Source organism: Poriferisphaera corsica, from assembly GCF_007747445.1.
GTDB classification, from domain to species: domain Bacteria; phylum Planctomycetota; class Phycisphaerae; order Phycisphaerales; family Phycisphaeraceae; genus Poriferisphaera; species Poriferisphaera corsica.
The window spans coordinates 582,089-602,430 of record NZ_CP036425.1; the positions used below are offsets into that span (position 1 = coordinate 582,089).

Below are 20,342 nucleotides of genomic sequence, written 5' to 3' on the forward strand. Positions count from 1 at the left end.
ATAGATGGTATGTACTCTAGCGAATGAAATGAAAAAGGAAATGAAAATGGCTGATGATGCACAAGTCGTGGCTGGGAATGAGGATAAAGAACAGGGGCATGGTGCACATATTAAGAAGGCGGACGAGCCGCGTGGTTTGGATGGGAAGTTTTGCCGACCGATTAAGGTTTCGGTGATTGGGGCAGGGTCGTTTTTTACACACAGTATTATGTGCGATTTGTTTGCGATTAAGGGTATGCAGGGCGGTGAAGTATCGCTCGTGGATATTGATGAGAAGCGACTGACGACGATGCATGAGTTAGTGGGGCGGATCGTTGAAGCGAGAGGGTTAGCAGATTCGTGGAAGGTGAATGCGACGATGGATCGGCGAGAGGCGCTGAAGGGCAGTGATTATATAGTTTTCTGTGTTGAGGTTTCGGGTTTGGAATGTGTGGCATGGGATAATGATATTCCGCTGAAGTATGGGATTGATCAGTGTATTGGCGATACGATTGGGCCGGGTGGTTTGTTTAAGGCGCTACGGACTGTGCCGGTGTATTTGGATATGCTGAAGGATGCGGAAGAGGTTTGCCCGGATGCTTTGATTCTGAATTATACGAACCCGATGAATATCTTGATGTTGGCGGGTGGTCGGACGAGTGAGATGGAGGCGGTGGGTTTGTGTCACTCGATTCAGGCGGCGAGTCATAAGATGGCTGATGATGGAGGGGTGCCTTATGAAGAGATGGTGTGGGAGGCTGCGGGCATTAATCATATGGCTTGGTTTACAAAGCTGCAGCACAAGGGCAAGGATTTGTATCCAATTCTGCTAGCGAAGACGGAGGATGAGGAAGGGGAAATCTATGAGAGTGATCCGATTCGTTATGACATGATGAAGCATTTTGGCGCGTTTATGACGGAGAGTAGCGGGCATTTGAGTGAGTATTTGCCGTACTATCGTAAGCGTAAAGATTTGATGGAGCGATATTGTCGTGATGGGTATCGTGGGGAGAGTCGATTCTATGCATCGAATTGGCCGACATGGCGTAAGGAGTTTGATGAGCAGCGACAGCGTGTGCTTCATGGTGAGGAAGAATTGCTGAAAGAGCGCAGCTGGGAATATGCGAGCTGGATTATCGAGTCGAAGGAAAAGGATGTGCCTTATCGGATTTATGGAAATGTTATGAATCATGATGGTACGGGGAGTGGTAAGTTGATTACGAACTTGCCGACGGATGGTTGTGTTGAGGTTGCGTGTATGGTGGATCACAACGGGATTAATGCGACGCGTTATGGAAAATTACCAGCACAGATGGCGGCGATGTGCGCGACGAACATGCATATGTTTGATCTTGCGGCGACGGCATGCATTGAGAAAAGTAAGGAAGCAGCAATTCATGCGCTGTTGCATGATCCGTTAACGATGGCGGTGTGTAGCCCGGCTGAGATTAAGGCTATGACACTGGAGATGTTTGAGGTTGAGAAGGATTACTTGCAGGATTACAAATAAGATTGCTCCAAGTTTTGCAGATGATTGCAAAAGCCTCACGATTGTGAGGCTTTTTGTTTGGAGGCGTGGTTTAGGTTTCGCCGGCGAGTTGTCGGAGGGCGCGCGGGGGGAGGATCCAGTGGAGGATGCCGGAAGTTGATGGGAGAGCGGGTTCATTCTTTCTGATGGGCGCTTCGATGAGTGCGCATGATGCTTTTTTGAGTTCGACGGCGTTGGATCTTGCTTTAGGGAAGCAGAGTATGGAGATGAGTTCGGAGAGGTAGGGCTCGTGGCCGACGATGAGGATATCGTTTTCGGGACGGGCTTGAAGGAATTTGATGATTTTTTTGGTTGGCCCGTTGGTGAGTGGGTCGCAGAATTCGGGTGCGAGGTCGAAGGTGTCGCCAATGAAAGCGGCAGTTTGGGCGGCTCTTGTTTTAGAGGATGTGAGGATGGCTTGGGGGCGATCGATGAAGCGAGACAGGCCTTGAGCAGCGAGTGCGGAGCGTGTGAGTCCGAGCGGGGTCAGCGGTCGCAGATCGTCGGGCTGATTGGTTGTGCCGGGCTCGGCGATGCCATGCCTGAAGAGTAGAAGTCGCATATGAAATCCCCAAGTTACAACACAGAAACAGAAGCACGTTAACTGCTTATCGAGTCAATGTTAGCGTATCAGGGATTAAAGTGAAGGATATTTTAAGGTGGTGTTATAGGAATGAGGATTGTGAGTTTGGTGAGTGCGTTTCCCTCATGGCTCACTTGTAGGCCAGCGGGTTGATGATGGGGAATCGAGGTGTTTTCGGGGATTGGCTGTTTAAATTTCTAACACAAATCTTATGAATCATCACACAACTACTCTAGGCATTGGCTTTTTGGCGAAGCTTGGCGTGGCGGACGATTTCGCCATCGACGAGGTAGATGACATCTTTGGCGATGTTGACGGTGTGGTCGGCGATACGTTCGAGCTGACGTGAAACGTTTTGAAGATGGACGTATTGGTCGATTTGCTCGGGATTGTCTTTCATCGCTGCGATGGTTTTGGTGTACATGCCACGATGGATTTCGTCGACTTGATCGTCGAGTTTACGGACCTCACGGGCGAGCTCGACGTCTTGGTTGATGAGGGCATTAAGCGTTTTGTTGAGCATGGTTTGTGCGATTTTACCCATGTTAGGCAGATCGTATGGGAGGACATCAATGCGTGATTCTTGAGCAAGGAATGAAGCTTGCTGAGCAATGGAAGAAGCGAGATCGCCGATGCGCTCGAGGTCGTGGTTGATTTTGAGGAGGGCGATCACAAAGCGAAGGTCGTGGGCGACGGGTTGGTGGAGAGCAAGGGTGTGGAGGCATTCCTCTTCGAGGTCGATTTCAGCGAGGTCGATGAGTTTGTCGTTGTCGATGGTGGATTGAGCGAGTTCGAGATTTCTGTCCTGGATGGAGGTGATCGCGTTATGGAGGGCTTCCTCGACTTGTGAGCCAATGGCGAGGAGTTGGGTTTTGAGCTTGTCGATTTGTCGGACCAGGTGGAGCATGCGTATGACTCGCTTGTAAGGGGAGTGAAAGTGTTTGTTGTTTTATACACGGAGTGGGTCGCGTCGGCTATAGCGTTAACATTGCTAACACGATTAACAAGGAGTGGACATATAAAAAGCCCGCAGGAAGCGGGCTGTGTTGTTTGGTATTTTGTTGATCTGCTTTAAAGCGTCTTCCATGACGATTTACAGGTTGAGTCATTCCAAGTCATGGTGCAGATTACTCTCGGTTTAGATGAAGCAAATCTTGAGTGCGTAGAAGAAGAGGATCGCTAGGCAAGCGCCGGCGGGGATGGTGATGATCCATGAGGCGAAGATGTCGCGGATGGTGTTGAGGTTGATTGCCCCGATACCACGGGCGAGGCCAACGCCGAGGACGGCACCGACGAGTGTGTGGGTTGTGGAAATGGGCATACCAGCGAGTGAGGCGATGAGGATGGTGATGGCGGCGGCGAATTCGGCGGTGAAGCCGCGAGTTGGGGTGAGTTCGGTGATGCGGCGGCCGATGGTTTCCATGACGCGCCAGCCCCAGGTGGCGAGACCGATGACGATACCGACACCGCCGAGGATCAGGGCCCATTCAGGGACGTGCGACTTTGCGATGATGGCGCCTTCGTGGAGTGTTTGGACGGCAGCGGATAGGGGGCCGATGGCGTTGGCGACGTCGTTCGCACCGTGTGAGAAGGCGACGAAGCATGCGGAGAGGATTTGGAGGTAGACGAAGATACGTTCGACTTTTTGGAGGGCTGATTTGGTGAGTTCGGGGTCGGAGCGTTTTTCGATGTTCGATGAGAGGGTTTCGAGCTGCATGAGCAGGTCGGAAGCTTCGGAGGAGTTTGTGCCGGTGGTGTTTGAGGAGATGCGACGGAGGTGTTTCCGGGCTTTGTCGACGGATCGTTTGACGTAAACAGATTCGAAGTGCTGCGTGGATTCGACGGGGTCGTCCTCGATTTTACGAATCATGAACGAGGTGATGACGGTGCCGATGACGCCGGTGATGACGGCGAAGGCCATGGTGATAAGCAGGGCAACGGGGTGGGTTGGGCCGAGCTTATGGTTACTAAAGTATTGGATATTTTCGAGCCAAGCGGCGTCTTTCCAGAAGGCTTTGAGGCCTTTAAAGGAGGTGACGGCGATCATGACAAACATGGTGATGAAGACGAGGAAAGGGGCGACTTTCTTTGCGGCTTTAACGGGGTTGGGCTGGAAGAAGATGAGTTTGAGGATGATGCGGAAGAGGAGGTAAGAGACTGCGGCGGCGAGGACTGGTGAGATGATCCATGAGGACGCAATGGCGGTGACGCCTGAGAAGTCGGTGATACCCCAGTTGATGGCGGTTGGTCCGAGAGCGACGCAACCGAAGCCGACGACTGCACCGACGATGGAGTGGGTGGTTGAGACGGGCCAGCCGAAGTATGAGGCGAGTTGAAGCCAAACACCTGCGGCAAGGAGTGAGGCGATCATCCCGATCGCGAGTATGAGGTAGCCGTCTTCCCCGTAGAACTCGTTGATGAGTGCGGGGTCGAAGATGCCTTTACGGATGGTATTGGAGACGGAGGATCCGACAAAGTAGGCGCCTGCGAACTCGAAAATAGCGGCGACGATGATGGCTTTTTTGAGTGTGAGCGCACCGGAGCCGACGGAGGTACCCATAGCGTTGGCGACGTCGTTTGCGCCGATATTCCACGCCATGTAGAAACCGAAGGCAAGGGCGATGATCACAAGGATCTGTGAGGTGGGTTGCATGCCGGTAAACCAGTCAAAGACCGACAGCGTTTGTATGATCGCGAAAGTGTTCATACTGTTATGCACTTATGAATAAGGGAGGACTCATCGATTTTCTGCATCAGGTAAGCACCTGGTCACAGAACCCAAGAGCTATGTGAAAAATGTGATTGATCACACGGCTGAACAACTAAATTTCAAACGGATATCTCGTGGTTTGCGTGAGGGGGTGTGTTGAGGCGGTTATTTGAGTTCGAGCGTGCTGCGGATCTTGTTGGCGAGGGTTTCGCTGAGGTTGGCGAGTTCGCCAGCTTGTTTGAAGATACGCAACCAGAGATAGAATTCGCCGTGTGAGAAGTCCTTTTCGTGGGCGAAGATGCTTTTTAGGAGTGAACGTTGGATAACGTCGGCTTCATGTTCGAGGACAGCGACTTTATGAACCATTTGTGCGACTTGCTGGGCTTCAGCACCGCCGAAGGATGATTCGAGAAGCTCGTCGAGACGTTTAACGATTTCGACGACGCCGGCGACTGCTTCAAGGTTCTTGGCAAGGAAAGATTTGAAAGTATCTTTGATGCTGTCGGGGCAGTTGAGCGCTTTGATTGTGAGGAGGGTCGCAAAGTTTTCAGTTTTGCCGGCGAGACCATCTTGAATCGCGATGATGTCCAGCAGCTTACTACGATCGACAGCAAGGAACATACCCTTGCGTAGCGCATTCTGAATGTCGTGCTTTGTTTCGTCTGCAGCGTGCTCAAGACGAGAGATTTCCTCTGCGACTTGCTCGACTTTTGCCATGTCGTGTATGAGGAATGCATCCGTGAGAGGATTGATAAGATCGACGCACTGCTTGATCTTATCCATGTGCGTTTGGATCGGGATAAATGGTGATCGACCAAAGAGCTTTGCAATCGTACGCATACGAACCCTTTCATGCGTTTTGGAAGAATGCAATCCGCGTTGATCTTGCTCATTGTTGAGCGGATCGAGCGGTCGTGTGAGACTTGGAGCCTTCGAGGTATTCCATGAAACTCACGCGGTCTGCTTGCCTCAGACGAATGCTTACAACTGGCATCCGGTGATCTGAGGTGTGCATTCTCACCTGTGGCGGTGGTAATGTAAAGTTTACGCTAATGATATGAAAATGATGGACTTGTTGAATCCAGACAGGCCTGTCTGTTGAGGATTGTGTGGTGCTGAGAACGGGGATGAATGAGGCGGTTGTGTTTGTCTGTTCTTCGTCTAAATCTATTTGAATACTTGAGTTAGGATTTACGTTTTGTGGCAGCTAATTAGTACGGGTATTGATGCGATTGGGGTTGTCAGGTTTCGTGCAATGAAAGTGGGGAATGAGGTAGGGGGATCGTCTTAGAAATAAAAGGAGATAGAGGTGTGTTTGAGAGTTCAGTGTCGATGGTGATTTTGGAACCCATGGGATTGAGGATAAGAGATATGATCGGTGGTATATCAAGACGTGAAATGCTTTCAGGCACAGTTGCGGCTGGGTGTGGATGCTTGATGGGCAGCGCTATTGCGAACAGTGATGGCGTTTCGTTGATAGGTCGTGAGCAGCAGGGGGATGTTGTATTTAAGAAGCCGTATGGGGAAGTAAAGCAGTTGGGGGAGGGGGTGTATGCTGTGGTATCGACACCGTTTCTTGCTGATGGGAAGATTGGCGATTTGACGACGCATTGCAATGGCGGATTGATTGGTGGGAGAGATGGTGTGCTTGCTTTTGATGCGTATCGTACGATGGAAGGCGCGGTTTGGGTTGGCGAAGTTTCAAAGGCATTGTTTGGTCAGTTGCCGACGCATGTTGTCTGTTCTCATTTTCATTTCGATCACATTGGCGGTATTGCAGGGTTCTTTGATCGAGCAACTGTGCCCGAAATTGTGATGACTGAAACGACGTATCTGTTGGCGTTAGAGCATTATGCGAAAGTTGTTAGATCAAAGGAGAATGCACGCTTTGCGGAACATGGTCTAGAGACATGGGGAGGACAGTTTGTGAGCCCGACGAAGATCGTGATTCAAGAAGATGAAGACCTAACCATCGATTTGGGGGGGCGTGTCGTAAAGTTAACGCCAATGCGTGGTCATACTCAAAGTGATTTGGTTGCTGAGGTTGATGATCCTGCCGTAACGTTTGGTGGCGATCTTATTTGGAATGGAATTTTCCCAAATTTTATGTCAGCGATTCCATCATTGTATGTTCGTTCGGTTGAACATTTACTCAAGCGAAAGAAGGCAGTCGTGATTCCTGGGCATGGAATGGATGCTCGCGCGGATTCGGTTGGGTTGGTTAGTTATCTGGAATTGCAGCAGCTTATTGAAATGGAAGCGAAGCGAGATTTTACAAAAGGCTTGTCAGTGAGTGAGGCGGTTTCAGAGTTTATTGTGCCGGAGAGATTGGGCTATTGGAAGTACTTCAGGCCTAACTTTCACGAGGTTGCGTTTAAGGCTTGGTATCGAGAATTGGCAGAGAATCAAGGTTAAAACGTCGTCGCGATATCATTCACCTCGATCTTTGCAGGTAAATGAATTCTGAAAGTAGATCCTGATCCGAGGACTGAATCAACCGAGACGCGGCCACCGTGAGCTTCAGCGACATGTTTAACGATGGATAGGCCGAGTCCGGTACCGCCGAGTTCACGAGAGCGAGCTTTGTCAGTGCGGTAGAAGCGTTCGAAGATGCGCGGGAGATGCTCGGGCTCAATGCCGCGCCCCTGATCTGTTACAGAGATGATGACTTCGTTGTCGTGCAGTTCGCTGATGACTTGAACGAGCGTGTTCTCTGGGGAGTATTTAATCGCATTAGTCAGAAGATTGACGATGGCTTGTTCTAGTAGAGGAGGATTCGTTTGACAGGTGAGGACATCTGAGCAAATGATCTGTACTTCAGTATTTTTCTTGTCAGCTATCGCAGAACAGGTTTCGTTAACGGCTCGCAATACACCAATGAGATGGGTGCTCATGAGTTCTGCACGCATATCTTGGCCATCCTGTTCTATTCGAGCAATAGATAGTAGGTCTTCTACAATCGCCGCTAGTCTATCCGCTTGTCTGAGGATGATATTCAGGAAGGGCTTGCCTTGTTCCGAAACAAGCTCGGAGTCATCGAGTATGGTTTCGACAGAAGCTTTGATTGCGCTAACAGGCGTTTTGACTTCGTGTGACACATTGGCAACAAAATCTTGACGTACAGATTCAAGTCTTCGAAGGCGTGTGACATCATGTAATACGAGAACGACGCCGATATGGATGCCGGCTGCATCTCGAAGAATTGCAGATTGTGCTTGGAGTTGCCGATCACCTTCCGGATTGTCGGGCATGCGTAATGTGATTTCGGTAGAGATAGGCGCGTCTTGGCGATGCGTTTGTTTGACAAATGTCTGTAACGCGGTGTTTCGTATGACTTCTTGTATGGATCGGCCGATCGCATGGGTGGGGTCAACTTCAAGCATGGTTGAAGCGGCATTGTTCATGCTGATGATCTGGTCATCCAAATCAATGGCTACGACACCTTCAACCATTGACGTCAGAACTGTGCCAAGCTCGTTACGTTGACGGACGACTGTGGATAGACGTTCTTCTAGCTGGCGGGCCATGGTATTAAGAGCTTCCGCGAGTTCAGCGATCTGCAATGGGCCTTTAATTGCAACACGTTGGGAAAGATCGCCTTGTGCGAAACGGCCGGCTGCCTGCCTGAGTTCTTTGATCGATCGGCTAATCTGCATGAGGATAAAGATGCAGACGCAGCCGAAGATCGCTGCGCCGATGAGCACGATAATGATTTTTGTTTCGCCCTGTGCTTGAGCGATTGAGATCATTGTGTTCAGCTTGGCAAGCAATTCATTCATGAAATTTTACGATCCTATGCATAGCACGTTGTAAGAACTGTTCAGGGTAATCAAATTACAACCCTACACATTCATCGGCAAGCTTTTCGTGAAAAAGCTGTCGTGGCATGTGATAGCTAAGCTCATCATAGCTGCGGTGATATTATTGTATATGCGAAATCTAATGTCAGGGTAGGGGGCTACTCTTTGAAGCGGTAGCCAACGCCACGAACGGTTTCAATGTTGCGACCAGCGTCTTTGAGCTTGCGGCGAAGAGCAACGACCTGCACATCGACAGAGCGATCAGTTACCGCAGCAAAACCTTCATGAATCGTCTCAATGATCTGCTGCCGTGTAAACACACGGCCAGGCTTGCTCATGATCAATGAGAGCAGTTTGAATTCGGTTGCTGTCATGTCGATGGCTTCGCCGTTAGCAATGACTTCATGGCGATCCGGATCGATATGGATGCCGCCGGAAGACATTGTTGATCCAGATTGGTTGTTGAGTAATTCGGCTTCAGCTCGACGTAAGACCGCACGGATACGTGCCATCAAGATACGTGGGCTGAATGGCTTGGTGATGTAGTCATCAGCTCCCATTTCCAAGCCGCGTACGATATCCGATTCTTCGCCACGTGCTGTAAGCATGATGACTGGGATGTTCGCGGTGTGTTCACGAGATTTAAGTGTTCTACAGACTTCCAGTCCGTCCATTGCAGGCAACATCAAGTCTAAAAGAATCAGGTCTGGAGATGTGGAGCGAACTTGCTTCAAACCTTCCTCGCCAGTCATCGCGGTGATGGTGTTGAAACCTTCACGGTTGAGGTTGTATTTCAGCAGTTCAAGCAGATCTTGCTCATCCTCGACAAGGAGGATGGTGGTTAGTTCTTCTTGTTGGTTGCCGGTGGGTGTCGTCATTGTGCTTGAGGTATCTCTCATGTCTCACATTCCTTCATGTTGGCCTGCGTTGGGGCGTAGTTTAGTGAAGAAATGTTAGTAAATAATGAGATATGTTAGCCAAATTGTTAATGTTTGGTAAGAAGTAACTGATCTTGAGCTAAAACTATGCGGATGTCGAGGTTTTGGCAATTAAGTTTGATCAGGCTCTCAAACAGACGACCCCTATAAAAATAGCGACCCGGCGGTTGGCTGCCGGGTCGCATATGTTTTCCCATTCCTGCTGTTAAGCAGGCACAACATACGGGGCGTTAGAACGCAATCTGGAATTGACCGCGGATTGCAACGATGTTGTCGTCGCTGATGCGGCGGCCAGGCCCGTTGTTCAGGCCAAGTGCTGGACCGAACGGGTTACGAGCGAATGCGTAGCTCTGTGCTTGTGGGATGTCGCCTTGGAAGAACCAGACAACGTCCATGCTGAGTTTAGCATTCTGACGTGCGAAGTAGTAATTGAAACCAAAGGTAGCGCCAATCACATCTTCTGCGCCAGCAGTACCATCGGTAAACCATTCGCCGCGTATATATGGCTGGAGTTCATCAGTCAACATATAGGCTGCATATGCGATCGCGCCGTATGAGTCACGATCGGTGAAGCCACCTGTTGGGTTGATGTATTTCGAGCCCATGAAAGCACCCATGAGGCTCAAGCCATTTTGTTTCCACAGTGCGTCAGCGGTGTATGAGAAGTAATCTGCACCGCCGCCGAGGTTACGAGTCACGCCTTCTTTGGCGATTTCGTAGTTAACAGCAGCACCCACGAAGAATGCACTGTCATCGCCACGCCAAGCGACAAAGTCGTCTTGCTGTGACCAATCGCCCCAGACTTTCCAGTCTGCGCGTCCGGTGACGCCGAATTCAACAGCATTACTGCCGAAGACTGCGAAACCGTAGTTGTTCGAGTTGATCGTGTTGTTGCCGTAAAGCTGCAATCCGCCCTGATCATTGAACGGATTCAAGTTTACACGACTACCGTTGTTGATCGAGGTATAGATCTTGAAGTTTTCAAAACCAGTGTACTCGAGCAAGAACTGAGCCGTACGACCGATGTTGAAGAACTCGGTAGCTGACGCACGGTCAACTGCGAGTAAATCGGTTTCATACAAAAGAAATTCACGCAAGAAAGGTGTCTTCATAACACCAGCATAAAGCTTGATGTCATCTGTCACTTGCTTGCTCATCCCAGCTTCCTGCATGAACACGAAGCCGTTTTGACGGAGTGTGCCGTTAGCTCCTTGGTTCGTTGATGTATCGAACTCAGGATTGTTAGTTGCCAACTGGAGGAAGTAACCCCATGACGGGTCAATGATATGACCGTCAAGACGGATCTTCGCTCTGTTGAGCTGGAATTGGTTTTGGTCATCACCGCCGGTGCCGTTTGCTCGTCCATTCTGGAAGTTAGCAACATAACGAATCTGTGCAAACGCACTGATATTCATTAGGAAGTTACCATCTGCTGATTTCAGGAAGAACTTGCCGTTGTCATTACCGGCCATCATCCCTTCTTGCAACAGTGTCGACCGCGTTTCCGCGTCCGACAATACATCTCGAATTAAACCCTTGATCTCTGAAGCTCTGCGCTCGTTCAGCCAGTTTTCGTCAGTATTCTGACGAAGTGCTGCTACCTCAGCCCGCAGGCTATCGACTTCTGAGCGTAGTGCGTCAGCCTCACTAGCGAAAGCTGGTCCGGTCAGCCCTGCCATGAGTGCCCCAGCGATCAATGTCGTGGGTCGCTTACCAAACATGTAGCGTCTCCTTGCTTAAACATTGACTTTCTGTCGGTCCCTAACGTCCCCGTTATTGCCAACCTGAACGTAGGGAAAACTGAAAATTGATCCATGAGCCGCACGTACGACTCAGTCTGTTCCTTCGGTTTATTTCTCACAAATGATCAGAAAATCTTAAATTAATAGATGTTTCTTGCTATCGGTCGTTGTGCTAAAGACTGCTTCGTTTGAACTAAATTGCACAACAAAAATAAATAAGCACATCTGAATCAACTGCGAGACAAATACACTGCCATACTTATTGAACTAAGGGTTACAACCAACAAATAAGAATCATGAATCTGTGATTTACAGCAAACCGCTTCGCGTAAATCGAGTCAACTTTGTCCGTTATCGACTAGCTATCTCACGGACTGTAAAAATTCTTCGATCAATTCACCTGGCATTCGCCGAGGGCGATCTGTTGACATATCTACAAATATCCAAGTTGTCATTGCTCTGACCAATGTTTGGCCATCACTCACTCTTACAATTTCATATCGTCTAAGTGCAGTGAATTTCTCCATCTTATCGGGCCAGGTTGCAATCACGATCGGATCTTCAAGAAAGGACTGTGCCAAATACTCAACTTCATGCCGTCTTACAAAAAACGACGCACCCAATTCCTTATACCGCTGCCAATCGTAACCCAATGAAGTCGAGTGCGCTGTTGCCGCCTGCTCCATCCATTTTACATAAGTTACGTTGTTGACATGACCCTGATCGTCTATGTCGCCCCCATCTATCTGAACATGGTATATAAACGGTTTTTTCACATCAAACAAAATTTTGCAGCCATCGTTTGTGTATAAGTTTAGTTCTTGTTGCTTTTCGGATTTGATTGCTCTTTTATCCATAACAATGATTCACTTTTTAATGAAACGAACTAACCTATTAAATGAATAGAGCGTATTGCATCATGTTTTACCGTATTAATCTTAAGCGTAGTTGATTTTAACAATACATATAATTTCTATAATCAATCCGAGTGAGTATTTTCATTATTGGTAGCATCGAGTGATCTCAGGTATGACCATGAGTAGATACCCGTATGATGGCCATCGGAAAAAAAGATCCGGATGGCGTAGTTTCCCACAAGCTCAACATTCTCAATCAGTAAATTTTGATCATCCCGACCAGATGGCAGAATCGTTAATGGATTATTTCTCATCTCCTCGCGAAGTTTTTTTTCTTCTGCGCTTGGAGACATTTTTCTGAGATATCTGATTTCGTAGACCGATACCCGCCCATCGCTCCAATCAATTTGCAAAGATTTGTCACGCTTTACATCAATGTGTTTGGGTTTTACCGACATGCCCCCATTGTAGCATCACACGTTCATTGCCTCATACCCACAAAAGATTGCTCTAAAACTTTACCTGTAGTTGTGTCCGAAATACGACCATATTATTCGCCCCAAAGTTACCCGATTCCTCATCGATGCCATACAACCGGATAAACACCGGTTCAGTAAATGGATTGATCTGCAGTGAATTAAAGGCGTCCCCATTAAAGAACCAAAGCACATCAGTCGTCCATTTCAGTTTCTGTTTCGCAAAATAGATATTTGTACCAAAGGTCATAAAGATCGGATCATCATTCCCATTGATATCGGGGTTCATCCATTCAAGTCGAACAAACGGCTGATATGTGTCATCAAAAAGATATGCCGCTTCAACTTGTGCTCCAAACAAATCGCGATCTTGCAGGTTTTCATTCGTATGTCGTATAAATGCCCCGAATCCAAACGCTGCAAAATGCCAGTTGTTGTAATCCCAAGCACCGTCAACCGTAAATGAGAGATAATCACCGTTGCCGGGAAAGATGCTGAAGCTTTCGGTTACATCCAAGTTTGCAAGCTGATAGTTTATTGCAGCCCCGACGATCGCAGTCGATTCTGTCCCCGACCATGCCACATTCTTATATTGCTGCTGCCATGTGCCGAACAGTTTCCAGTCAGCTCGTGCAGTAACTGCAAGTGTCGCCGGATCTTTACCAATAGTTTCAAATCCGCGCGGAGGGATCTGTGTGAGATCACGTCTTGTTCCATTGCTAAGTGCTGCGTAAAGTCTTACATATTCACTGCCGAACCACTGGATTTGAAATTGTGTTTGACGGTTCAAATTGAAAAAGTAAGAGGTCAATGAGCGGTCGACCGCGAGCAGTTCCCAGCCATGCGTTAACTGCTCGCGCAGAAACGGCAATTTCGCCAGGCCGAAAATCATCTTCCAATCATCGTTAAACTGATAACTCCCCCATGCTTCCTGCATGAAAACGCGTCCTAAATCGGGCGGAGATGTTTCAAGTTGTAGCCTGAATCCGATTTTTTCGTTAATGATGTTTCCATGAAACCATAAACGTGCACGCCTTGTTTCAAAACCCAACTGTGTATCACCTAGCCCTCTTGGCGGTCGGGCATTCTGTTGATTAACAACAAACCAGTTTTGTGAAAATCCATTGATCAATAGACGGTAATCACCATTCTTCGATCGCAGGAAAAATTGTCCGCCTTGATTGCCCGCATAAATCCCCGAATCGTCCTGAAATCTGTTGTTATTCGATTCTTTCAGAACATCATCAATCAGCCCACGCATTTCTTCTGTCCAGCGTTGCTCTAACAGTTCTTGGTTGTACCGCTCGTCCAGTGTTTTTAGACGAGATTCCAGATTCGCAACATGTCCTTCAAGTTGACTGATTCGCTCTTCCGGATTTTTAGATTGCGCATATATATTTATAGGAATAAACGAAATGACAGCAATCAATATGTACATGACATATCGTTTTGCAATGTGACTGCAATCCGAGTTGAATCTGACTCTTACGATCATGGGTAATATACTTATCAATCGCTCCATTGAGGACTGTTGATAACCGTTAAACATATCGGTCGTGTTATTCGGCACTATTCAATAATCATTCGCTGTATGTGATTTGATCGATGATTTTAGACCCGGATAACTATGCATAAGCCCTAGGGCCCAATAATCTCATCGTCCATGTAACCCGTAATCCACTGTGTCCAAATAAAAAAAGCAGGCTCGCATATACGGGCCTGCTTGAATCAGTAGTCGAGTTGGATTATTAGAATTTCAGCTGGAATTGTGCTCGAGCTGCAATAATCTGATTGTCATCAATATCTGTAGCCGTGTGATTTAACGCTAAGCCTGTGCCGTATGAATCACCTGTAAAGACCATAGCACTGCCAGGGACAGCCGTACCTTCAAAACACCAAACCAAATCAGTTGTAAATTTCGCGTTGTGTTTGTTGAGGAAGTAATTCAAGCCTGCGCTAACAACCTGATTTGTATCTGAGCTGCCGCCCATGCGTGTGTCACTCCACTCATAACGCATAAATGGTTGCATCTTGTCATCCATGTTATACGCAAGCTGAAGAAGCGTGCCATAAGCGTTCGTGTCGGTATTTTCGTCGGTAAAGTAATGGCCACCGTTCACAGCAAGTGATGCTGTCCAGCTATTGACTTTCCAGAGCGTATCAGCAGTCCATGCTAAAAAGTCCATCGGGAATGCCATGCTTGTTGTGTCGCGGTCAGTTCGCTGATAATGAGCCGCTGCTCCAACAAAAATTGCGTCACTATCATCACGCCAAGCGACGTAATCTTTCATCTGCTTCCAATCGCCAGCCAGCTTCCAGTCTGCGCGACCCGTGACTGCAATGTCCGCCGAGTTGTTCTCGAAGTTTGTGTAACCATACTTATCGCCAATCGTACCGTTGCTGATTGCGACATTAAGCTTCAGATCATCACTCACATCAATCTTAGCTCCGAGCATTGCGGAGAAGCCAACACCAAAGCCTTTTGTGACGCATGCACGCTCAACTGCAAGCAACGTGCTTGAAGCCATCAGATCTTCACGCAAGAACGGCAACAAAGTTACACCAGCATAAAGCTTCACATCATCATCAAGCTTCATGTCAACAACAGCTTCTTCAGTATAAACTTCGCCTGTACTCCCATTGGTGGCAAAGCATAATTTATAGCCAAAATCATCCATCGCGTAGCCGGTGATGTATAGCTTGGCTCGTGCATTATTGAACCCGTGAATGGTTTCATTGTCGCGCTTGTTTTGCCAGTTCGTAGCATATCGGAATTGAATGTAACCGCTTAGATTCATGCGGAAGCTGTCGTCAGCACTACGAAGAAAGAAATTGCCATCATGCCCTGCGAGTATGCCGTCTTGCAACAAGGTTGCACGAGAATCAGCATCTGCGATTACATCACGGATCAAACCCTTGATTTCTTCCGCACGGCGTTCGTTTAGCCAATCCCCCTGTTGTGCTTGCTCAAGCTGGCTCACACGTTGCTCGGCTGCCTGTAATTGGGCAGCAAGTGATGCCTGATCCGCCTGGGCAATCGTGCCCGTTGTTAAAGCCATCGTTGCCGCAGCAACAGTTCCCATCATCCTTTGGGTATACATATGTCTCTCCATATTCAAAGAAGTGTGTTACATACAGGCGTAACGAGAAAGAGACACAGGCGATGAAAGTCTATTTGTGGTTAGTTGTAAAAAAGAGCGACCCATGGTTGGCAATGGGCCGCTCTTTTCGTTTACGCTCGACTTATCATGAATAATGAAGAGCGTGACCGGACGTTTAATTTAAATTAGAACGCCAACTGGAACTGAGCGCGAGCCACAACGAGATCGTTGTTGTCGAAGTCAGCACTGTTGTTGTTCAGGCCAAGGCTGTCACTGAATGGGTTTTCACCGAATGCAGTTTGGATGCCGTTGTCCATGCCTTTGAAGAACCAAACCAAGTCGGTCGTGATCTTCGCGTTGTGCTTAGCCAAGAAGTAGTTGACACCAACGGTTGCGCCTTGAATCTGATCAGCACCGTCGAGGTCCATCCACTCGTAGCGAACGAATGGCTGAATCTTGTCGTCCATGTTGTATGCGAGCTGTGCCAGAACACCGTAGTAGTTAGCGTCAGCTGTTGCATCGTCAGCAAAGAAGTGAGCACCGTTGACTGCAAGGTTAGCCATCCACTGGTTAGCCTTGTAAAGGGTGTCCATGGTCCAGCCGAAGTAGTCGCCGTCGAGTGCCGTTGGGGCAACATCGCGGTCAACACGCTGGTAGTTGAGTGCAGCACCAGCGAACCAAGCGCGGTCATCACCCATCCATGCAACGTAATCTTTCGCCTGGCTCCAGTCACCAGCAAGCTTCATGTCAACGCGGCCAGTCAAGGCGATATCACCAGCCATTTCGCCGTATTTGACGTAGCCGTTTTTGTCAGATGCCGTGTCGTTACCAGCTGCGATTGCAACCTTCACGTTATCAGAGACGTCGTACTTCGCACCAACAAATGTACCAATGTTAAGTGTGAAGAATTCAGTCACTGATGAACGCTCAACACCGAGCAATTTGCTTGAGCTTGTCAGTTCTTCCTGTAAGAAAGGAAGCTTATCAATACCCGCAACAACAGTTAGCTTGTCGTCATACTTCCAGCTGACCGCTGCATTTTCCATGCTAACGCTGCCGTCGTTACGACTTGTTCCGAGTGTCAGCTTAAAGCCAAACTCATCGTTGACCTTACCGCTGAACTTCAACTTAGCACGGCGGACTTGGAACGCGTGAAGCGTTTCGTTGTCACGGTCGTCAAGGAAGTTAGCCATGTAGCGGAACTGAATCTGGCCGCCGATGTTCATCTTGAAGCTGCCATCAGCACTCTTCAGGAAGAATTTTTTGCCATCATGACCAGCAAGGATGCCGTCCTGAAGCAAAGTTGCACGTGCGTCAGCATCAGCCAAAACGTCTGAGATCAGACCCTTGACTTCTTCTGCGCGACGCTCGTTTAGCCAATCCTGGCTTTGTGCTTGCTCAAGAGCAGCAAGCTTCTGTTGTACCTTAGCGAGCTGAGCTGCGAGCTCTGCTTCACTTGCCATAGCTGGAGCTGCAAAGCCCATTGCCATAGCGCCTGCGACCAATGCGGTGGTCTTTTTGGAAAACATTGAAACGTCTCCTTGGAGTTGCGATCTCTCTCATTGGCTCGCGCTTGCGTCCCACAAGCCATCTACAAATCGCATTTTTAAAATTTAGGGATAATGGTGTACGTCCGGTTATCCATAACAGTGAATAAGCCGCTCCGCGTCGTGGGATCACGCTTACGCAGCCTTTATTCGCAAAGCGAAATTCTTATCATTTTCTTTGGGTTTGGATGCCGAGATGGGGGCCGCTAGAGCAGCCATAGGCATTCTCTAATATTAAGATGACAACACCAGATCTCATCCTGCCTCACACACGCGTGTGAAACTCCTACAGTCGGATCTTTACGACCAGTCTTGCTCACCGTCAGTTCTCCCGCTGACAGCACGCAGCTCACTCATTTTCCCCGCAAGCAACTGCAAATTGCGCCTGAAACCAGCTCACTTCTTTTTCGCGCATAACACACGATTCGCAAACTCATCTCACCCGGCGCAATATCCATGCTTACGGATGTTCGGTGACCCTGATCGCAGGCTCATCCTGTCGCTTGCCGCACATCTGCTCTCGCTAATTCATAAATCAACGATCTCACTGTGCCGCCGCAACTCATCCAAACGCCACGGTGATTTCGTTTTGCTCAATGACCTTCGGGGTGAATCTTTTGTTCACGATCAATACACAAAACTACTTTCACTAACTCTTCAACTAAGTTGTCAAGCACCGGTAAACCGATGCGGGCGTGTATACCCGATAACTTAAATCGGGTAACTGATCGACCTAAGTATAATTTTTTAAGGAAGAATGTGTAACTTACACATGGTTAACGCTGTGTTAAGAATGCAAGCCCTTTATGAGTATTACGTAAGGAAAATCTGGCCAGAGAGATATGTGTTCATCTCAAATTGTTGTCGCGTATAGTTTTATGTAAAATAATGGTCGCATGACGCAGCAATATTTTTTGGGTTGTAATTCATCCATAGGTACCCAAATTTGTGCGAATTAAAAGTTATTAACGATCGTGTGAATATATATAGCTGTGTGTGGATAACACAAAATCACCGAAGTATGCCCGATAACTCAAGTCGATCTCACATGCTTTGCTCAAACTCAATCCGCTATTCCACCTCAGAGACTATTTCTTCATCATCCATCCCCATCGCCTCTGTCGACTCCACGCCTTCCGCTACTTCACTCACGCCTTGCCCCGGAAGCGCCTTCGCCCCTGTCGTGTACTGCTTCATCTCTTCCGCATTTCTCAGCAGCTCATCCACATCATTATGCTTCCGCTCCGTCTTTTCCATCTCAAAATCCCACTCAACCTCCACCTTATTGCCCGGCACCATCTCCGCAAACAAATCCAGCGGCGGGTTCTCCCATACCGGCGCCACTGCCTCTGCCTGCGTCCACAGTGGCTGATACCCATCCTTCTCCAGCCGCACGTCATAAATGCCATACCACGTAAAATTGACCGCCACCGGCGTCCGTCCCACCTCCTGATCGTTCAAATACACCAATGCCCCCTCAGGCTGTGAATTGATCTTGATCTTCCGTTGTACACAACCACTCAGCGCAACAATACCCATCAATACAACCAGGACGCCGCAAACCTTCATTGTTTTTGCTCGATTCATGCCGCCTATTCTAACCGCTTCCCGCCACCTCGTCCCCCCCTATTCATATCACTTCATGCTCAATTTGTCTTTGATTTGGCACGCATCGCAAATTAATCCGCAGGCCATTCCCCACAAATCCTCACCTCGCATCAAAAATCACATCCCTCTTCCAATTCCATGCTGATCTGCTCTTCAAATCGGCCCATCACCTCGCTCACCACATCTCCCCCATACCCCCGCCGCGCCAATGCCCCATACAGCCGCCGTTTTCGCGCCACTGGCTCCACCCGCATCATTCCTCTCAACTTCTTCTCTGCAAATCGAACCGCTGCCTCCACCTGATCATCCTTCCCCGCAAACTCCTCGATCAGTGTCCCCGTGAGTCGCTCACCCAATCCTTTCTCAAAACATTTCTGACGAATCAGGCCCGGCCCCGCCGCTTTCCGACCCATCAAATCCCGAATTAACATCCTGCCAAACGCATCATCATCCAGCAACTTCAACTCATATAGTCTTTCAACCACCATATCCGCCGCCCCCGTCTCAAAGCCTTTTTCTCTGATTTTCTTCCTCACCTCCCATTCGCTCATCGGCCTCCTCGATAGCGATCGCATCGCACTCCGAAACGCCTTATCAAACACCGATGCCGACTCAACCTTCACTCGCAATTCATCCGTCCACCGCATCCCCACCTTCAAATCCAAATCCGTGATCAGTTTAAGTGTCATCGTCGCAAACACCTTGCCATCCACTTTCACCATCGCCCGATGCGGATCGCGCTTCGTCGGTGCAATCGCTGTGATCTTCCCCCAAAGGTCACCTTCTTCTCCTTGAAACAATTGATTTTGAGCCTCATCCATGCTCTTATTCTACATCAAGAACGCCTCGGATCATCCCCCTCCACCCATTTCCACCCCAATCTTCATCCACCATCATGAACACCATCCAATTCATCAAACGTACCTTCGAACACCGTTGTTGGGCCAATCATCAACTCCTTGAAGTCGCCAAAACCCTCACCTCATCGCAACTCACCCAAACCTTCCTCATCGGGCAAGGCTCCGCCCTCGCCACACTCGTTCACCTCTACGCTGCGGAACTCGTTTGGCTCGAAGCACTTCACGGCAACAAAACCGCTCTACTTCCCACCGCCGACGGCGCGCCCAATTCAGGTGCTCCCGGTTCAACCCCACTGAACGATCTCAACCAACTCATCATCGATTGGCAAACCCTCCAAACTCGTTGGCAGCAATACATCGCTAACCTCACCGAAGATCAGCTCGACACCATGTACGTCCGCACCAACTCCAGAGATGGGAAAGACTATGACTTACCCGTCGCCGACATCCTCATCCACGTCAACACCCACGCTAACTACACCTACGCGCAACTCAACAACATCTATCGCCAGCTCGACGCCCCCGTCCCCTACGTCAATATGTCCAACCTCAGCCGCCAGCAACACAATTAATCTCTCCACCTTCATTCCCTGGATTTTCCTCTGTCAGGATC

17 protein-coding genes are annotated in these 20,342 nt (G+C 48.8%); 3 read left to right on the top strand and 14 right to left on the bottom strand.

Going from position 1 to position 20,342, the window contains the following annotated elements:
* Nucleotides 1–46 precede the first annotated feature (46 nt).
* Nucleotides 47–1,489 carry a family 4 glycosyl hydrolase gene (locus tag KS4_RS02280; RefSeq protein ID WP_145074047.1) on the top strand — a complete coding sequence of 481 codons (1,443 nt, stop codon included), beginning with the start codon at nt 47–49 and terminating at the stop codon, nt 1,487–1,489.
* Between the two features lie 70 nt (nt 1,490–1,559).
* On the opposite strand, the gene KS4_RS02285 is transcribed toward KS4_RS02280, so the two are convergent.
* The 4 genes from KS4_RS02285 to KS4_RS02300 all read right to left on the bottom strand — a co-directional run bounded on the left by KS4_RS02285 (nt 1,560) and on the right by KS4_RS02300 (nt 5,640).
* The gene (locus KS4_RS02285) at nt 1,560–2,069 is read right to left on the bottom strand and encodes a SixA phosphatase family protein (RefSeq protein ID WP_145074050.1); all 510 of its coding nucleotides are present in this window, start codon (nt 2,067–2,069) and stop codon (nt 1,560–1,562) included.
* A gap of 253 nt (nt 2,070–2,322) precedes the next feature.
* The gene (gene phoU / locus KS4_RS02290) at nt 2,323–2,997 is read right to left on the bottom strand and encodes a phosphate signaling complex protein PhoU (RefSeq protein ID WP_145074053.1); all 675 of its coding nucleotides are present in this window, start codon (nt 2,995–2,997) and stop codon (nt 2,323–2,325) included.
* A 231-nt stretch (nt 2,998–3,228) separates the two neighbouring features.
* Nucleotides 3,229–4,797, bottom strand: a complete 1,569-nt coding sequence (locus tag KS4_RS02295) for an inorganic phosphate transporter (RefSeq protein ID WP_200761479.1) — start codon at nt 4,795–4,797, stop codon at nt 3,229–3,231.
* 168 nt (nt 4,798–4,965) lie between these two features.
* The gene (locus KS4_RS02300) at nt 4,966–5,640 is read right to left on the bottom strand and encodes a TIGR00153 family protein (RefSeq protein WP_145074056.1); all 675 of its coding nucleotides are present in this window, start codon (nt 5,638–5,640) and stop codon (nt 4,966–4,968) included.
* Nucleotides 5,641–6,111: 471 nt separating this feature from the next.
* Here KS4_RS02300 and KS4_RS02305 point away from each other — a divergent pair, with 471 nt between their 5' ends.
* Nucleotides 6,112–7,215 carry an MBL fold metallo-hydrolase gene (locus KS4_RS02305; RefSeq protein WP_145074059.1) on the top strand — a complete coding sequence of 368 codons (1,104 nt, stop codon included), beginning with the start codon at nt 6,112–6,114 and terminating at the stop codon, nt 7,213–7,215.
* On the opposite strand, the gene KS4_RS02310 is transcribed toward KS4_RS02305, so the two are convergent.
* From KS4_RS02310 to KS4_RS02355, 10 genes are all read right to left on the bottom strand, one after another.
* Nucleotides 7,212–8,579: a HAMP domain-containing sensor histidine kinase gene (locus KS4_RS02310; protein ID WP_145074062.1), complete on the bottom strand. Its 1,368-nt coding sequence runs from the start codon at nt 8,577–8,579 to the stop codon at nt 7,212–7,214. The two genes, KS4_RS02305 and KS4_RS02310, sit on opposite strands and share 4 nt — an antisense overlap.
* Nucleotides 8,580–8,758: 179 nt before the next feature.
* Nucleotides 8,759–9,499 (bottom strand): response regulator, encoded by a 741-nt coding sequence (locus tag KS4_RS02315; RefSeq protein WP_234698841.1) that lies wholly within the window; start codon nt 9,497–9,499, stop codon nt 8,759–8,761.
* A gap of 269 nt (nt 9,500–9,768) precedes the next feature.
* Nucleotides 9,769–11,259: a porin family protein gene (locus KS4_RS02320; RefSeq protein ID WP_145074065.1), complete on the bottom strand. Its 1,491-nt coding sequence runs from the start codon at nt 11,257–11,259 to the stop codon at nt 9,769–9,771.
* Between the two features lie 383 nt (nt 11,260–11,642).
* Nucleotides 11,643–12,137 (bottom strand): acyl-CoA thioesterase, encoded by a 495-nt coding sequence (locus tag KS4_RS02325; protein WP_145074068.1) that lies wholly within the window; start codon nt 12,135–12,137, stop codon nt 11,643–11,645.
* Between the two features lie 122 nt (nt 12,138–12,259).
* Nucleotides 12,260–12,595, bottom strand: coding sequence for a gamma-butyrobetaine hydroxylase-like domain-containing protein (locus KS4_RS02330; RefSeq protein ID WP_145074071.1), 336 nt, complete (start codon nt 12,593–12,595; stop codon nt 12,260–12,262).
* A gap of 52 nt (nt 12,596–12,647) precedes the next feature.
* Complete coding sequence (locus tag KS4_RS02335) at nt 12,648–14,051, bottom strand: porin (RefSeq protein WP_200761480.1); 1,404 nt, start codon at nt 14,049–14,051, stop codon at nt 12,648–12,650.
* A gap of 310 nt (nt 14,052–14,361) precedes the next feature.
* Nucleotides 14,362–15,714, bottom strand: a complete 1,353-nt coding sequence (locus tag KS4_RS02340) for a porin (RefSeq protein ID WP_145074077.1) — start codon at nt 15,712–15,714, stop codon at nt 14,362–14,364.
* Nucleotides 15,715–15,899: 185 nt separating this feature from the next.
* Nucleotides 15,900–17,243, bottom strand: coding sequence for a porin (locus tag KS4_RS02345; protein ID WP_145074080.1), 1,344 nt, complete (start codon nt 17,241–17,243; stop codon nt 15,900–15,902).
* A gap of 1,089 nt (nt 17,244–18,332) precedes the next feature.
* The gene (locus KS4_RS02350; protein ID WP_145074083.1) at nt 18,333–18,848 is read right to left on the bottom strand and encodes a PEGA domain-containing protein; all 516 of its coding nucleotides are present in this window, start codon (nt 18,846–18,848) and stop codon (nt 18,333–18,335) included.
* 131 nt (nt 18,849–18,979) lie between these two features.
* The gene (locus tag KS4_RS02355; protein ID WP_145074087.1) at nt 18,980–19,690 is read right to left on the bottom strand and encodes a regulatory protein RecX; all 711 of its coding nucleotides are present in this window, start codon (nt 19,688–19,690) and stop codon (nt 18,980–18,982) included.
* 74 nt (nt 19,691–19,764) lie between these two features.
* Here KS4_RS02355 and KS4_RS02360 point away from each other — a divergent pair, with 74 nt between their 5' ends.
* Entirely contained in the window at nt 19,765–20,301 is a 537-nt protein-coding gene (locus KS4_RS02360) for a DinB family protein (RefSeq protein WP_145074090.1), read from the top strand.
* The last annotated feature ends 41 nt before the right edge of the window (nt 20,302–20,342 follow it).

What these genes read in the sequence shown, in the direction of transcription:
- KS4_RS02280 (WP_145074047.1), top strand. Translation starts at nt 47, where the DNA reads ATGGCTGATGATGCACAAGTCGTGGCTGGGAATGAGGATAAAGAACAG.
- KS4_RS02285 (WP_145074050.1), bottom strand. Translation starts at nt 2,069, where the DNA reads ATGCGACTTCTACTCTTCAGGCATGGCATCGCCGAGCCCGGCACAACC.
- phoU (WP_145074053.1), bottom strand. Translation starts at nt 2,997, where the DNA reads ATGCTCCACCTGGTCCGACAAATCGACAAGCTCAAAACCCAACTCCTC.
- KS4_RS02295 (WP_200761479.1), bottom strand. Translation starts at nt 4,797, where the DNA reads ATGAACACTTTCGCGATCATACAAACGCTGTCGGTCTTTGACTGGTTT.
- KS4_RS02300 (WP_145074056.1), bottom strand. Translation starts at nt 5,640, where the DNA reads ATGCGTACGATTGCAAAGCTCTTTGGTCGATCACCATTTATCCCGATC.
- KS4_RS02310 (WP_145074062.1), bottom strand. Translation starts at nt 8,579, where the DNA reads ATGAATGAATTGCTTGCCAAGCTGAACACAATGATCTCAATCGCTCAA.
- KS4_RS02315 (WP_234698841.1), bottom strand. Translation starts at nt 9,499, where the DNA reads ATGAGAGATACCTCAAGCACAATGACGACACCCACCGGCAACCAACAA.
- KS4_RS02320 (WP_145074065.1), bottom strand. Translation starts at nt 11,259, where the DNA reads ATGTTTGGTAAGCGACCCACGACATTGATCGCTGGGGCACTCATGGCA.
- KS4_RS02325 (WP_145074068.1), bottom strand. Translation starts at nt 12,137, where the DNA reads ATGGATAAAAGAGCAATCAAATCCGAAAAGCAACAAGAACTAAACTTA.
- KS4_RS02330 (WP_145074071.1), bottom strand. Translation starts at nt 12,595, where the DNA reads ATGTCGGTAAAACCCAAACACATTGATGTAAAGCGTGACAAATCTTTG.
- KS4_RS02335 (WP_200761480.1), bottom strand. Translation starts at nt 14,051, where the DNA reads ATGTACATATTGATTGCTGTCATTTCGTTTATTCCTATAAATATATAT.
- KS4_RS02340 (WP_145074077.1), bottom strand. Translation starts at nt 15,714, where the DNA reads ATGTATACCCAAAGGATGATGGGAACTGTTGCTGCGGCAACGATGGCT.
- KS4_RS02345 (WP_145074080.1), bottom strand. Translation starts at nt 17,243, where the DNA reads ATGTTTTCCAAAAAGACCACCGCATTGGTCGCAGGCGCTATGGCAATG.
- KS4_RS02350 (WP_145074083.1), bottom strand. Translation starts at nt 18,848, where the DNA reads ATGAATCGAGCAAAAACAATGAAGGTTTGCGGCGTCCTGGTTGTATTG.
- KS4_RS02355 (WP_145074087.1), bottom strand. Translation starts at nt 19,690, where the DNA reads ATGGATGAGGCTCAAAATCAATTGTTTCAAGGAGAAGAAGGTGACCTT.
- KS4_RS02360 (WP_145074090.1), top strand. Translation starts at nt 19,765, where the DNA reads ATGAACACCATCCAATTCATCAAACGTACCTTCGAACACCGTTGTTGG.